A 15084-nucleotide genomic window follows, 5' to 3' on the forward strand; every position below is an offset into this window, starting at 1 on the left:
GGGAGGCGAGGTGGTCGATCCGGTTTTTCCGGTCAGCCCTCAAAAAGCCGATGCCCTGCGCCAACGGATGGCGCGCCTTGGGATCCGAGAGGAGGACCTCGAAGAGTCCTTTATGCGGGCACGGGGAAAGGGCGGACAGCATGTCAACAAGGCTTCCACCGCGGTCCAACTGTTACACCGCCCCACTGGCCTCAAGGTCCGTTGCGAACAAGAGCGCTCGCAGGGCCTCAATCGCTACCGAGCACGGCAGATCTTGTGCGACAAACTCGAGCGAAAACTTCTCGGCGAGGCGAGCGCCGAGCAGCAGCGAATCGCGAAAATTCGCCGTCAGAAAAGGAAGCGCTCCCGTCGGGCAAAGGAGAAAATCCTGGCGGAAAAGCATGCGCGCTCCGAGCTGAAAGCGCTGCGCGCGCCGTTGCGCCCGGACGGTGAGGAATAGAAGCGGCTTGCCCCGAACCGCACTGAGAAGTGCTTTTTCGCCAAAAGTCGGTCTCGTAAGGGACTCGGTACTCGAGGGATCAGAGGCGCCGGTTTCTGTGCCTGCGCATAACGAGCGTCTTCCGACTGCCAGCGCTTTGCCTACCTTCGGAGAGGCAACATCGCTATAGAGCCGCATCCGACCTGGAGAAATGTGAGGTCTCGTTACGAATGTCCACTGCACCCAAAGATCGAAAAGTGTTGTCGGCCCTACTTCTGTTTGCGGGGCTCGTGTTCTCGCTCGCCAATGTAGCGGTGTTGTTGATTACGGTGAAAGGATCCATAACCGTTCCATTGGCAGTCGAGCTTTACCGCATTTGCCCGCCGTGTGTGGTGTACTTCGCGGTGGCGCCACTCATCGTTGCCCTGTTGACAGTACTCCTGTTGCGGCAGATCGTGCCTGCTACCCCAGCTGCAGCGAAAAACACAGAGGCAGCGCCTGAAAGCCCGGGCAAAGCTGTTGCGCAGTCAGAGCAGGCGCTCAGGGACACCGGTGCTTTGCAGTTGCTTGCTTTGCTGCAACGTGAGGGGCGCTTTCTGGATTTCCTCGCTGAAGACTTGGGGGCGTACTCCGATGCGCAGATCGGTGCCGCGGCCAGAGCAATTCACGCCGGTTGTCGGAAGGCGTTGGAAGGGCGACTAGAGTTGGAGCGGATCCTCTCCGGCGAAGAAGGCGCTGAGGTAACCGTCGACGCCGCGTTCGATGCCGAGGCGATTCGCCTGTTGGGTGACGTTCGCGGGGCACCACCGTTCCGCGGAGTCCTGCAGCATGCGGGGTGGCGGGTGCGCCGCTGCGAGCTCCCTCGCATCGTTCCTGGATCGAGGCCGGAAATTCTCGCACCGGCAGAAGTCGAGATTCCACCAGCGCGGGCTGAGAGCCGAGCGTAACGTGCCGCGGTACGTTGTCGGGATCGATCTCGGAACCACGAACTCGGCGCTGGCTTACGTGCCCCTTGAGGAAGACAGCGCTTCGGTAATGGTGCTGCCCATTCCTCAGCTCGTCACGGTCGGCGCTTGGGAAGAGCGCAGCCTCTTGCCTTCGTTCCTCTACATTCCAACGCTCGAGGAATCTTCCTCCGCAGGATATCGGTCGCCTTGGGCCCCAGCCCCAGGCTTCGTGATTGGCGAGCTTGCCCGGCGCCGCGGAGCAGAAGCGCCGCAGCGCCTCATTGCCTCGGCTAAGTCCTGGCTTTGTGTGGACACGGTAGACCGCCAAAGCCCCATTTTACCTTGGGGCTCGGAGGCTGACGTCCACCGGCTCTCGCCAGTCGAAGTTTCCGCTCGGTACCTGGAGCACTTGCGCACCGCGTGGGACCAAAGGTTTCCGGACAGCCCTCTTGCCGAACAAGAGGTTTTCATTGGGGTGCCTGCTTCGTTCGATCCCGTTGCCCGGGAGCTCACCATGCGTGCGGCTTTGCTGGCGGGGCTCGAGCGCGTTACGCTCATCGAAGAACCGTTGGCCGCGTTTTACGCGTGGCTCGCTGGGCAGGGAGATGAGTGGCGGGAGCAGGTGCGTGCTGGAGACCTTGTTCTGGTTTGTGACGTCGGTGGGGGCACGACCGACTTTACTTTAATCGAAGTGCGCGCCTCGGAGGGACAGCTTGTTTTAGAGCGGATCGCAGTTGGCGACCACATCTTGTTGGGTGGCGACAACATGGACCTCGCGCTTGCACATGCGGTGCGTGCTCGGTTGGAAGCCGCGGGACATCCGCTCGATACCTGGCAATTCCAGGCGCTCGCGCTTGCTTGCCGGGAGGCAAAGGAAACGCTCTTGCGCAGCGCTGGGGAGAAACAAAGGTCGTTTCCGGTCGCTCTTCTTGGAAAAGGAAGCAGGCTGATCGGTGGCACGATCCGCACCGAGATTGAACGCGAACTCGTAGAAGAGCTTCTCACCGAAGGATTCTTTCCCTTTTGCTCGCCAGAGTCGGAGCCCGAGGACAATCCCCTGGCGACCGTTGCCGAGTGGGGTCTCCCGTATGCCGCCGATGCCGCGATCACACGCCATCTGGCTGCATTCTTACACCGAGCGCGTGCCGCAAGTGGAGCTCGAGTCGGGTTACCCTCCGCGGTCCTTTTTCATGGGGGAGTTTTTCACTCGGAAGTGTTCCGCCACCGGGTCATGGCACTCCTCGCCCGCTGGTCCAGGCATGCGCCGCCGCCCCGCTCGTTGCCGGGGACGGATTTCGAGCATGCGGTGGCGCGCGGAGCGGCGTACTACGGGTTTGTTCGCAAACGTGGCGGCGTGCGCATCCGTGGAGGGGTCGCCCACGCGTTTTATCTCGGGATCGCCGCCGCGATGCCAGCCGTTCCGGGCATGCAACCGCCAATCAAAGCTTTTTGCATCGTGCCCCGGGGTTTGGAGGAAGGCGCGGAAGTTGAGCTTCCCCAGCGGGAGTTTGCTCTGACTGTGGGTCGAGAAAGCGTGTTTCGATTTTTCCAAAGTGCGGTACGGAGTGATCCGGCAGGTGCTCTAGTGGAACATATTGGGCCGGAATTTCACGAGCTCCCTCCGGTGCGCACGTGCTTGCCGGGCAGCTCAGCGGTTAACCAACGCATCCCTGTGTACTTGCAAGCAAAGGTGAACGAGCTCGGGACCCTGGAACTCTGGTTTGTACAGCGCAGCGGCGGGGGGCGGTGGAAGCTCGAGTTCGACCTTCGCGCTGCTGGTCAACGAACAAAGGGAGGCTCAAGGTGAGCCACAAAACGCGGCGCTACGTCGTTGGGATTGATCTTGGCACTACCAACACCGCCGTGGCCTACGCGGATATCGAGGCTCCGGCGCCCGAAGTCCGCGTGCTGCCAATTTTGCAACTTGTTGCAGAAGGAGAGGTGGCGGAACGCCCAACCTTGCCATCCTACCTTTATCTGGGCGGGGGCCCAGAGCTGCCTATAAGCGCTTTCGCCCTACCCTGGGATCGTGATCGCAACTACGCCGTCGGCGAGTTCGCCCGGCAGCAAGGCGCACGCGTCCCGAGCCGCTTAGTTGCGTCGGCAAAGTCGTGGCTTTGTCACGGCGGGGTTGACCGTTCTGCGCGGATTTTGCCGTGGGGCGCACCTGTTGAGGTTCCCAAGGTTTCGCCGGTCGAGGCATCCGCGCGTTACCTCCAGCATGTTAGAGAAGTTTGGAATCGCAGCTTCCCACATGCGCCTCTTGACGACCAGCAGGTGGTGCTCACGGTTCCAGCATCTTTTGACGAGGTGGCGCGTGAGCTTACTTGGCGTGCTGCGCAAGAGGCCGGGCTCCAGCACGTCGTGCTTTTGGAAGAGCCGCAAGCAGCGCTTTACGCCTGGCTCGATGTTCATCGCCACGATCGCGATACGATTTTGCAGCAATTGCGCTCAATCTTAGTTGTCGACGTTGGCGGAGGTACGACTGACTTTAGCCTTGTTGCGGTGCGCGCCATCCATGGCCGTGTTGCTCTCCAACGGGTTGCCGTAGGTGACCACATTCTCCTCGGCGGCGACAATATGGACATGGCAATCGCCCGCAAATTGGAACACAGTTGGGGGCAGCAACTCGATACGCAACGGTTTTATTCCTTGGTGCAGCAATGTCGATCGGCCAAGGAGACGTTGCTGAGCCCGGGAGCGCCGTCGAGCTATGTGGTCTCCCTAATGGGACGCGGCCGAGGGGTGATTAGCGGAGCCTTATCCAGCACACTCGAACGGGAGCAAGTTGTGCGCGAGTTGCTCGAAGGGTTCTTCCCAGCGGTGCCGTTTGACTCGGAGCCCCTGCGGGAAACAGGCCTCGCGGTGGCCGAGTGGGGATTACCCTTTGCTGCCGATGCGGCGGTATCGCGGCATCTTGCGGCATTTCTCCGGCGGCACTGTGGAGATGGCACGGATGTCGCGTGGCCGGATGCGATCTTGTTCAACGGCGGGGCTCTTAAACCTCAGGTTACTCGCGACCGCATTGCGCAACTTCTGAGCACTTGGTCGGGCCGACCTGTAAGCACACTCGAGAGCGTCGATCTCGATCTCGCTGTTGCTCGGGGAGCTGCCTATTTCGGGCTGGCTAGGACTGGACGTGGCATCCGCATCGGCGGTGGCGCGGCGCGGAATTATTACGTCGGAATCGACACACGCGGTGCTGCAGGGGGACAGGTGCAAGCACTTTGCGTGGTCCATCGTGGGATGGATGAGGGAGAGGAGCGCGAATTTTCTGAGGTGCCGCTTGCAGTTGTGACCAACCAGGCCGTGAGTTTTCCTCTTTACGCCTCTTCGGTTCGCACGGAGGACCGCTGCGGATCGATTGTCTCCTTGCGCCGAGAGGAAGTGTCCGCATTGCCGGCCATCCGTACGGTGCTCCGGTTCGGTAAAAAGCTCAAGGCGCGTGAACTGCCTGTACACGTTGGAGTCCGCCTGACGGAGGTAGGCACACTGGAGCTGTGGTGTGTCTCGCGAACAACCCCGCACCGCTGGCGGCTACAATTTGACTTGCGTGACGCTAACCTCTCGGGAGGCGAGCAGCCAAAAGAGCAAGCAGAATTCAGTCTCGCTGCTGAGCATGCCGAAGCTGCCCTTTCGTTGCTGCGATCGGTGTTTCCTCAACAGGGCTCGGCCACGGGTGATCCCATTGGTGTGGTGCGTGAGCTGGAGCAGGTTTTAGCAGCAGGCAAGGATGCCTGGCCGCTCGCCTTCCTCCGGCAAGCTTGGGAGGTGTTGTGGGAAGGCCGGGAGGCACGCAAACTCTCTCCCCAGCACGAAGCTCGTTGGTACAATCTCGCAGGATTTTTTCTGCGACCTGGCTTTGGTGCCTCAGGTGACCCGGTGCGTGTGGACCGGCTGTGGCGGCTGCGCTCAGAGGGCATCCGCTTCGCCAAAGCCGTGCAGGTGAGGACAGAATGGTGGACGTTGTGGAAACGGATCGCTGGTGGCCTGCAACGCGCGCAGCAACAGCAACTCTTCCAGGAGGTGGCTCCTCACCTGCTGCCGCGATTGCAGAGAAAGCGGGAAAAGGGACCAAAGGCCGGACCACAGGAGTTGCGAGAATTCTGGCAACTGGTCGCCAGTTGCGAGCTGTTGTCTGCCGAACAGAAAGCGGAACTCGGTGATGTTTTGCTTTCTCATGTCTTGAAGGGGAAGGCGACAGCCTTGGAAGTGTGGGCATTGGGGCGCCTCGGGGCACGAGCACCAATGTACGGGCCGCTCAATTGCGTGGTGCCCGCGGCAAAAGTTGCCGAGTGGGTCGAACGGATCGTAGGGGGGACGTGGGAGCGGCCCGAAGCGGTGGTTTTTGCCCTTGTGCAACTTGCTCGTTGTGTGGGAGACCGCGAACGAGACTTACCGGCAGAAGTGCGCGAACGAGTCGCTCGCCGGCTAGAGACCGAAGGAGCCTACACGTGGGCGATCCGGTTGATCCGCGAGCCTCATTCGATTGAAGTTGCCGAACGCGCCCGGATTCTCGATGAGGTGCTTCCGGCAGGTTTGGTGTGGTCAGCCGAGCCGCTGCCGTCCAGTTGACACCCCTGCTCCCGGCAACGACGAAAGCGCGTAGTCATGGTGGCGACGCAGGTAGAATCGGCTCGCCCTCAAGGAGGGGGGCGGACCGGCAGGGTCACGCGCACCTAAGGCTATGGATTTCTTCGCCGCCTTCTTTCTTCCCGGTATTGGGCACGAGGGAAGCGATGGGTCCGACGCCTCACCATAGGTGGGGCACCCTACCAAGGCACTGCCAAAGCGCAGGGACCATTTTGTGCTGGCCGGCGCGTCTACACAACGACCCTATTCGCGACGACATCGTCAGTGGTAGTCTCTCGGCTTCTGTTTTGAGCGTGAACGTTCGCACCTGGCGCCTGTGTTGGGGTCCACTGCTGAGACTGCTCCATCGGTGGTCTGGTCTTCCAGCGCCGGTGGAACCAAATCCATTGTTCAGGATAGCGCCGAATCATTTCTTCGAGGATCCGGCTGCATCGTTGCGTGTTTTCCACAAGGTCTGCTTGCGGGTCGCCAGTTTCCACCAACTCTACAGGGGGCCAGACCTCGACAACGTGCTTGCTGCTTTCCCCTACTCTGCGCAAAAAGACGGGAACGATCCGCGCCCCGCTGTGTTGCGCTAGGCGAACCGGCCCTGTTGTCGTGCAGGCCGGGATGCCGAAGAAGTCGACGAAAACGCCAAAACTATAACGTTGATTTTGATCGGCAGGAATCGCCAGGATGCCACCTTCGCGCAGAATCCGTAATGCTTCTCTGGCAGCAGCCTTCTTCTCGATCGAGCGCGTTCCCGCACGACCCCGTAACCGTACGAGCCAATCATTGACAAGTTTGTTACGCATCGGCCGGTGGATTAGCGTGACCGGCACACCCATGAGTCCGTGAAAGTACGCAAGCAACTCCCAATTACCAAAGTGCGCCGTCAGGACGATTAGGCCACGGCCGTCCTGACGCGCGACCACCTCCCGCCAAAGCGCTGGCTCGTCGATGCGTACATAGTCCCCAACGTTTTCGCGGTTGAGCTTGTGAAAATGCGCTACTTCCGCCGCCATCCGGCCTAAGTTTCGCGCACAAGCCTGAAGAATCGCGCGGTGTTCCTTCGGTGTTCGCTGCGGGAAAGCCAGCGCCAAGTGACCGAGAGCGATCGTTCGGAGGGGCCACGCTAGCCAGTAAACCAAGTGACCAAACGCCGCTCCGACAGCAATCGCCCAGGGGCGCGGCAATACTGCGAGAAACCCGTAGGCTGCGCGCAGCAACCAGTACTCGAAGTAGTCTTTCACTCGTGGGGACCGAAGCGGACCAATGACGGCCTCAACTTTTCCTCCCCCAGCCCAGGCGGGTGCTTCTTACGCGTTGGGGGACGAACCAAACACTTCCCGTTCTTTGGCGAGCAGTTCCTCGTACGCAAGACGATCGATTTCCTGGTAGCGCGCCAAGGCGGCTTGCATCTGCTCTTCTGCGCCGTTTTTGCGGGCAAGCTCCTCGAGTTTGTTGCGCACCCACGCAATGTGCCATTTCTCGTCCTTGGTGACCTCGTGCAACACAGCACGAGTTTCGGGGTCCACGTCCGGCCGTTTTGCGTGCTCCTGATATCGCTGAAAGGCGCGCTCCTCCACGACCACGGTCAAAGCCAAGATGTCGATCAAGTTTCGCGGGACAGCTCGCAAGCCAATGCGTCGTTGGTATCCGTCATCAACCTTTACCGGTTCGCCCCCGAGGTCCTTGATCCGCTTGGTCCACAGCCAGGCGTGGCGCGTCTCGTCTGCGAGATGGAGGGAGAGCTTTGTTTGCGATTCCGGATCGTCCAGATGTGACAGCAGCCGAAAGAGCAGGTTTGCACCGCGCAGTTCTGCATCCCGGTAATAACTCATGAGCAAGACCAGACGATGGTCCACCGAGTTCATCTCCTTCGCGCCTCCTTCGACCAGGCCCAACCGCCACGTCAACCGAGCTTGGCAGCAGCCTCATATTGGAACGTTGCGTCAGGGTCAAGGTTTGGCATCGGCCCTCGGCGCCAGCGCCGGTGCCACCAAACCCACTCGGCTGGGTTGGCACGGATTTGTTGCTCCAGGGCATTGTTGATCGCTTTTGTGAGCTCGCGCACACGCTCCGCGGGAGCCAAGGACGAGTCCGGATACAGGGGTGGGCGCACTCTTATGCGCCAACCAATGCTGCCGTTTCGCTGAATGAACACTGGCAGGACTGGCAATTCGCGCCGCACGGCCAGTGCCGCGGCCGCCACCGGAGTGCGCGCGAGCCTGCCGAAAAACGGCACGGAGATCGAAGGAACGTGCGTATCCTGGTCGATCAACATGGCGAGGACACCGTTTCGCTTCAGCACCCGCAAGATGGCACGAGCCGAGTCGGGGCTCTCGCGAACAATGGTTTCGACCCCTTGCTTGCGTCGCCATTCCACCACCATGCGGTGGAGCCGCGGAACGTACAGTCGACGCGCCACAGCCGATACCGGAATGCCGCGCCACGCAAAATAGGCTGCCAATAGCTCCCAATTTCCAATGTGGCCGGTCACCGCGATGCAACCCTGGCCGGAGCGCAACACCGTTTCCAGGTGTTGATCTCCTTCCAACTCGAATAGCTCCGCGGATCGCCCGCGGATCGTATCGATCTTTGCCACTTCGCAAAATGCTCGGCCAAAATTGGCGAACGCTGCACGCGCGATCCGCTCCCGCATGGAGTGCGAGAGCTGCTTGCCAAAGGCATACTTTAAGTGTTCCAGAGCTAGGCGGCGGCTGGATCGCAGAAGGTAGTACGCCACCTCACCGAGGCGCTCTCCAAGTTTCAAGGCAGCTTCGAGAGTCAAGAGGTCCAGAAGCCGCAACGCTCCCCGCACCGCGGCAACGAGCAAGACACCTTTCAAAGACTTCCAACGCCGACGCAAGCCCGGCCACTGCAAGGAAAGGCGACGCGACCAGCTCATCGACAGCGACCAACCGGGCCGTCACACCACCCCAGCTTTAAGTAAATCATGGAGGTGGATGACGCCAATGAGTTCGGCTCCGGGCTCGTCGGTGATGAACAAGGCCGTAATGGAATGGCGCTCCATCTCGGCAACGGCATGAGCGGCCAGAGCCTCCCTGTGAATGACCTTGGGGCGGGTCGTCATAATCTTAGCGGCAGTTACTTCACGAACGTTCTCGATCCGTTCGAGGGCACGGCGCAAATCTCCGTCCGTGATGACGCCCACCAGTCGGTCGCGGTCGTCGACGACTGCAGTGATGCCGAGCCGCTTCTTCGTGATCTCGGTCAGCACGTCACGAAACGGGGCATCCGGGTGGACCCTTGGTACCGCCTCGCCAGTATGCATGAGGTCTTCGACACGAAGGAATCGTCGGCCCAACGCGCCGGCCGGATGGAGCACCGCAAAGTCCTCTGCTCGGAAGCCACGCCGCTCCAGTAAGGCAACTGCCAAGGCGTCGCCGAGAGCCAATGACGCAGTCGTGCTTGCGGTGGGTGCGAGTCCTAGAGGGCAAGCCTCCTCCGCCACGCCCACATCGAGGGCAACGTCCGCGGCCTTCGCCAAGGTTGAATGCAAATTACCGGTCATGGCGACGAGGGGAAGAGCCAAACGCTTCACGATCGGGAGCAAACGCAAGACCTCCTCGGTTTCCCCGCTGTACGAGAGCGCCAACACGGTATCGTCCTTCACGAACACTCCTGCGTCGCCATGTACCGCTTCGGCGGCGTGCAAGAACACAGCGGGCGAGCCCGTGCTGCTGAGTGTTGCCGCAATCTTGCGGCAGATGATGCCCGACTTGCCCATTCCGGTCACGACGATTTTCCCACGACACGCTGCAAGAAGATCCACCGCCTGTGCAAAGCGCACATCTAACCGATCTGCCACGGTCCGCACCGCATCCGCCTCGATGTGCAGCACGCGGCGCCCCCGGGCGATCGCAGCCTCAGCCTCGTTGGCTAGCGCTTTTGTTGCTTTCTTTGGTTCGTGCATCGATCTCTCGCAACTCTTCTAGGAGTGCCGCCAAGTGTGCCAACGGGTAGGAATTGGGACCGTCGCTCAGGGCATGGTCGGGGTCCTCGTGAACCTCGAGGAACAAAGCGTCGATTCCCACAGCCGCCGCTGCTCGCGCCAGTGGACGGATAAACTCGCGCTGTCCCCCAGATGCGTGGCCCTGCCGGCCCGGTAGCTGCACGCTGTGCCCCGCGTCGAAAACCACCGCGACGTTTAGCTCGCGCAGGATCACCAACGAACGAAAGTCGACCACCAGGTTGTTGTACCCAAACGATGCGCCTCGTTCCGTAACTAAAATTTGCTCGTTGCCGACACTGCGGAGCTTTTCCACCACTGGCCCCATATCCCAGGGCGCGAGGAACTGGCCCTTCTTCACGTTCACCGGTTTGCCAGCCCGAGCGACGTCGAGCAGAAAGTCTGTTTGGCGCACCAAAAACGCCGGTGTTTGCAACACATCCACCACTTCAGCCGCAATTTGCGCTTGCCCGATTTCGTGCACGTCCGTGAGGACGGGAAGGCCCACCTCGCGTTTCACCGCGCTCAGAATCCGCAGTCCCTCGTCGATCCCAGGCCCGCGGTAGGAGTGCAAGGAAGTCCGGTTCGCCTTGTCGAATGACGATTTGAAAATCACCCCTACGCCGGCGCGCTCCGCAATTCGGCGGAGTGCGTCGGCATGGCGCAGCGCACTGTCGCGACTTTCGATCACACAGGGACCGCCAATGAACACGAACGGGGCGCCGCCGCCGATGCGGAGGTCCCCGACGTGGATTACCGTCTCCATATCATCCTGTGACTGCAGCCAATAACGGCTTGTGCATCCTTTGCGCCTTGTGCTGCAGGACGGCGCGCACGAACCCTTTAAACAGCGGGTGCGGCTCGGACGGGCGCGATTTGAACTCGGGGTGGAACTGGCTGGCCAGGAAGAACGGGTGATCGTCGAGTTCGATCATCTCCACAAGCTGCTCGTCGGGTGACAGTCCACTGAAGATCATCCCATGTTGCTGCAAAATTCCTCGATACTCGTTGTTCACCTCGTAGCGGTGCCGGTGCCGTTCGCTAATGCGGCGCTTCCCGTACAGGCGATGCGCTAAGGAATTCTCGCGAACGATGCACTCGTACGCTCCCAAGCGCATGGTCCCACCCTTGCGGGTGACACGGCGCTGCTCGCTCATCATGTGAATCACCGGATGCGCAGTTCGTTCGTCAATTTCCGTAGAATTCGCGCCCTCGAGCCCGCAAACATGACGAGCAAATTCGATCACCGCCATTTGCATGCCGAAGCAAATGCCTAAAAACGGCACCCGGTGCTCGCGGGCGTAACGCACAGCGGCAATCTTTCCTTCCGTGCCACGCGGTCCAAACCCCATTGGCACGAGCACCCCGTCGGCGTGCAGAACCTCTGGTGGCAGCCCTTCTTCTTCGATTCGTTCCGAATCGACATAGTCGATCTCGACTCGGCAATCGTTGGCAATGCCGCCGTGGATCAACGCCTCATGCAGGCTTTTGTACGCATCCGCAAGATCCACATACTTACCCACCATGGCGATGCGGACCGTTTCCTTCGGATGCTTGATCGCTTGGACCACCTTGGTCCACTTGGCGAGATTCGGCTCCCCCGTCCACATGTTAAGCTTTTCGACAATTCTCTCGTCCAAGCCTTCGCGGTGGAGCAGCAACGGCACCTCGTAAATTGTCTCCACATCGCGAGCGGTAATGACGCAGTTTTCGTCAACGTTGCAGAAGTGGGCGATCTTGAGTTTGATCTTCGCGTCTAAGTCCCGGTCGCTCCGGCACAGCAAAATGTCGGGTTGAATCCCGAGTCCAGTAAGCTCCTTCACGCTGTGTTGCGTCGGCTTGGTTTTTACCTCTCCCGCAGTGGGGATGTAGGGGACGAGCGTGAGGTGGACGTACAAAACATTTTCACGCCCGCGGTCCCAACGGAACTGACGGATCGCTTCGAGAAACGGCAAACTCTCGATGTCGCCCACCGTGCCGCCTACCTCGCCAATCAACACATCGTAGCCCTCGGCGGCCGCCAAGATCCGCCGCTTAATTTCATCGGTGATGTGGGGGATCACTTGCACGGTGCCACCGAGATACTCGCCCTTCCTCTCGTTTTGGATGACCTGCTCGTACACCTGACCGGTGGTGAAGTTGTTCTTGTGCGACATCCGCACAGAGAGAAAGCGCTCGTAATGGCCGAGGTCTAAGTCCGTTTCGGCGCCATCCTCAGTGACATACACCTCGCCATGCTGGAACGGGCTCATCGTACCGGGGTCAACGTTGATGTAGGGATCCATTTTACAAATGGTGACGCGCAAGCCTCGGCTTTCTAACAGCGCGCCGATCGAGGCTGCCGCTAAGCCCTTGCCTAAAGACGAGACGACCCCTCCGGTCACGAAAATGAATTTCGTCCTTTGAGTCGCCTTCGCCATGGCAATAGGTTTCCGTCTAGCGCTTCTCCACTCGCGAAGCTACCGCCGCGGGCGCCCGTTCGAGACTACTTGCAAGAGCCTGTTCCGCTTGGCGGAGGTCTTCAAGGGTGTCGACTTCGATCCCAACTCCGTCAGTAGTTTCCACCACGCCGATCTTGAAGCCGCGCTCTAGGGCCCGGAGTTGTTCGAGCGCTTCCGCTTCTTCCAAGGGCGTGGGAGGGAAGCCTGCAAAGCGTAGGAGAAACTCCCGCCGAAAGCCGTAAATTCCAAGGTGCTTGTAACCCCAAACCCCTGCCCGCTGCCCGTCCCGCCAGTAAGGAATAGGACTTCGAGAGAAGTACAACGCCAGGCCCCGTTCGTCCGTGACCACCTTGACTACATGTGGGCTCTCCCAGATCTGGCGTTGTGTAATCGGAACTTTTGCGGTGGCCATAGGAAGTTCGGGGTCTTGTTGGAGTCGCTCGGCAATCGCTTGGATCGCCCGCGGTTGTACGAAGGGCATATCGCCCTGAACGTTCAAGACCAACTCTGCTTCATGCTTCTGCGCCACCTCAGCCACACGCTCCGTTCCGCAACGGTGATGGGCGCTGGTTAACACGACAACTCCACCGAACGCCCGTACTGCATCTGCAATGCGCTCATCATCGGTTGCGACGCAAACGTAGTCGAGCTGCGGCACTTGGCAGACCCGTTCGTAGACGTGCTGAATCATCGGCTTCCCGCCGATCAAAGCTAACGGCTTCCCGGGCAGGCGGGAGGAGGCAAAACGGGCGGGGATGACCGCGATTATGCGTTGTGGCATCGGCGCATCCTACGGACGGCCCTCTCCTACCGCAACCCTGTGGTCGGAGCAATTCGCGCGCATAGCGCTGCTCGTACCATTGACCACTGCGCGAGTGCAGTAGCACGAGGCGGAAGTCTTCGAGCCATGCGGCTTTCTGCGACCTTCACGCACCCCCGGGGGCTCGTGCAGTTTCTTTTTCGAGTCCCTCGCGCTAAGCGAGCTCCGCTGTGCGTTATCGTCGGACGTTCATTCCCACACTGAAGCAAGACCCGGCGGATGCCGAGGTGATTAGCCACCGCCTCATGGTGCGAGCCGGGATGATCCGTCAAGTGGCGCGGGGCATTTACAACTTCCTGCCGTTTGGCCTGCGTGTGGTGCGGAAAGTAGAGCAAATCGTGCGCGAGGAAATGAATCGCGCTGGCGCTCAAGAGATCTTGATGCCGACGATTTGCCCGGCTGAACTGTGGCAGGAAAGTGGCCGTTGGGACAAATACGGGAAAGAGCTCCTGCGCATCAAAGACCGGTACGAACGGGACTTTTGCTACGGCCCGACGCACGAAGAGGTGGTTACCGACATTGTTCGTCGCGAGGTGCGCTCCTACCGCGAGTTGCCCATCAATCTTTACCAAATTCAGGTCAAGTTTCGTGACGAGGTTCGTCCGCGCTTTGGCCTCATGCGAGGCCGCGAGTTCATCATGAAGGACGCATACTCTTTTCATGTTGACCAAGCAGACTGCCGCCGCGAATACGAGCACATGGCGAACACCTACCGCCGCATCTTCGCCCGTTGCGGCTTGGAAACCCGGCAAGTCGAGTCCGACACCGGCGCCATTGGCGGCACGCTGGCGCACGAGTTCCACGTGCTCGCGGAATCCGGCGAGGACGCCATCGTAAGCTGTGACCATTGCGACTACGCTGCCAACGTCGAGAAGGCGGAAATTGCGCCACCCCCGCTAGACACCGCAGGCGGGGGCACGGGAAAGCCGCACAAGGTACGCACGCCAGGGAAACGCTCGGTGGAAGAAGTTGCCGCGTTCTTGGCAGTCCCTCCGGAGCAGTTCATCAAGACGCTGATTTATCTCACCAGCCGCGGGGATTATGTCGCCGTTTTGGTGCGCGGCGACCATGAAGTCAGTGAAGCGAAGCTGCGAAGCTTGCTCGGCGCCGATTGGGTGCAACTCGCCGACGCTGAGGCTGTGCAACGACTGACCGGAGCCGAAGTTGGATTTGCGGGGCCGTTTGGCTTGTCGATTGAGACCTGGGCGGACTGGTGGATCCGCCCGCTGCACGACGCCGTAACTGGGGCGAACGAGTCGGACTACCACTTTGTGCACGTCGATGTGGCCCGCGACCTTTCTGGGCTCCGCTACGCAGACCTGCGAGCGGCACACGCCGGCGACCCTTGTCCGCGCTGCCACGAGGGGCATTTTCGGAGTTTTCGGGGCATAGAAGTCGGAAACATTTTCTACTTGGGCACGAAGTACAGCGCTCCGATGAAGGCTACCTTCCTCGATGCCAAGGGCGAAGAACGACCGATGGAAATGGGCTGTTACGGCATCGGCATTACCCGCACGGCGGCCGCCGCGATCGAACAACACCATGACGAGGATGGGATCATTTGGCCGCTTTCGATCGCCCCCGCGCATGTGCACATCGTGCCCGTAGCGTGGAACGACGACCGGCAGCGCACAGTGGCAGAACAGCTACACGACGAGCTGGAAGCTCAAGGCATCGAAGTGCTGCTGGATGATCGGGAGGAACGTGCGGGGGTGAAGTTCAAAGACGCGGATTTGCTCGGCCTGCCCTTCCGCGTGACCATTGGAGGGAAAGGGCTGGATCGCGGCGTCGTGGAAATCAAGCAACGCAGCGACCGGTCGCCTCAAGAAGTCAATGTTGGGGACGTGGTCAACGTGCTGGTTCGTTCGGTTCGCGACGGGCTGGCCGCGGTGATTGACAAGGCATGACCG

At 60.4% G+C, this 15084-nt stretch carries 12 protein-coding genes; 5 read left to right on the plus strand and 7 right to left on the minus strand.

All coding sequences use genetic code 11. The features are described 5' to 3' along the window. The first annotated feature begins 10 nt into the window (after window positions 1–10). From N3C12_04135 to N3C12_04150, 4 genes are all read left to right on the plus strand, one after another. On the plus strand, window positions 11–439 hold the full coding sequence (locus N3C12_04135; GenBank protein ID MCX8071627.1) for a peptide chain release factor-like protein: 429 nt from the start codon (window positions 11–13) through the stop codon (window positions 437–439). Between the two features lie 209 nt (window positions 440–648). After that, a complete protein-coding gene (locus tag N3C12_04140) occupies window positions 649–1365 on the plus strand; it encodes a DUF2760 domain-containing protein (protein MCX8071628.1) in 717 nt (238 codons plus the stop codon). 1 nt (window position 1366) lies between these two features. Beyond that, a complete protein-coding gene (locus N3C12_04145) occupies window positions 1367–3172 on the plus strand; it encodes an Hsp70 family protein (GenBank protein MCX8071629.1) in 1806 nt (601 codons plus the stop codon). Further along, window positions 3169–5940 (plus strand): hsp70 family protein, encoded by a 2772-nt coding sequence (locus tag N3C12_04150; protein MCX8071630.1) that lies wholly within the window; start codon window positions 3169–3171, stop codon window positions 5938–5940. The genes N3C12_04145 and N3C12_04150 overlap by 4 nt, the downstream gene beginning before the upstream one ends. Before the next feature lie 248 nt (window positions 5941–6188). Here the strand turns inward: N3C12_04150 and N3C12_04155 are convergent, their stop codons facing one another. From N3C12_04155 to kdsB, 7 genes are all read right to left on the minus strand, one after another. Further along, on the minus strand, window positions 6189–7190 hold the full coding sequence (locus N3C12_04155) for a lysophospholipid acyltransferase family protein (protein ID MCX8071631.1): 1002 nt from the start codon (window positions 7188–7190) through the stop codon (window positions 6189–6191). 66 nt (window positions 7191–7256) lie between these two features. Then, window positions 7257–7814, minus strand: a complete 558-nt coding sequence (locus N3C12_04160) for a ferritin-like domain-containing protein (protein ID MCX8071632.1) — start codon at window positions 7812–7814, stop codon at window positions 7257–7259. Between the two features lie 38 nt (window positions 7815–7852). Further along, complete coding sequence (locus tag N3C12_04165) at window positions 7853–8848, minus strand: lipid A biosynthesis acyltransferase (protein MCX8071633.1); 996 nt, start codon at window positions 8846–8848, stop codon at window positions 7853–7855. A 21-nt stretch (window positions 8849–8869) separates the two neighbouring features. Next, window positions 8870–9877 carry a KpsF/GutQ family sugar-phosphate isomerase gene (locus tag N3C12_04170; protein ID MCX8071634.1) on the minus strand — a complete coding sequence of 336 codons (1008 nt, stop codon included), beginning with the start codon at window positions 9875–9877 and terminating at the stop codon, window positions 8870–8872. Further along, complete coding sequence (gene kdsA / locus N3C12_04175) at window positions 9831–10679, minus strand: 3-deoxy-8-phosphooctulonate synthase (GenBank protein ID MCX8071635.1); 849 nt, start codon at window positions 10677–10679, stop codon at window positions 9831–9833. The genes N3C12_04170 and kdsA overlap by 47 nt, the downstream gene beginning before the upstream one ends. 1 nt (window position 10680) lies before the next feature. Beyond that, window positions 10681–12333: a CTP synthase gene (locus N3C12_04180; protein ID MCX8071636.1), complete on the minus strand. Its 1653-nt coding sequence runs from the start codon at window positions 12331–12333 to the stop codon at window positions 10681–10683. 16 nt (window positions 12334–12349) lie between these two features. Then, the gene (gene kdsB / locus N3C12_04185; protein ID MCX8071637.1) at window positions 12350–13135 is read right to left on the minus strand and encodes a 3-deoxy-manno-octulosonate cytidylyltransferase; all 786 of its coding nucleotides are present in this window, start codon (window positions 13133–13135) and stop codon (window positions 12350–12352) included. A 209-nt stretch (window positions 13136–13344) separates the two neighbouring features. Here kdsB and N3C12_04190 point away from each other — a divergent pair, with 209 nt between their 5' ends. Next, entirely contained in the window at window positions 13345–15081 is a 1737-nt protein-coding gene (locus tag N3C12_04190) for a proline--tRNA ligase (GenBank protein MCX8071638.1), read from the plus strand. Window positions 15082–15084: the final 3 nt, after the last annotated feature.

The organism is Candidatus Binatia bacterium, from assembly GCA_026415395.1.
Taxonomy (GTDB): Bacteria; Desulfobacterota; Binatia; order HRBIN30; family HRBIN30; genus HRBIN30.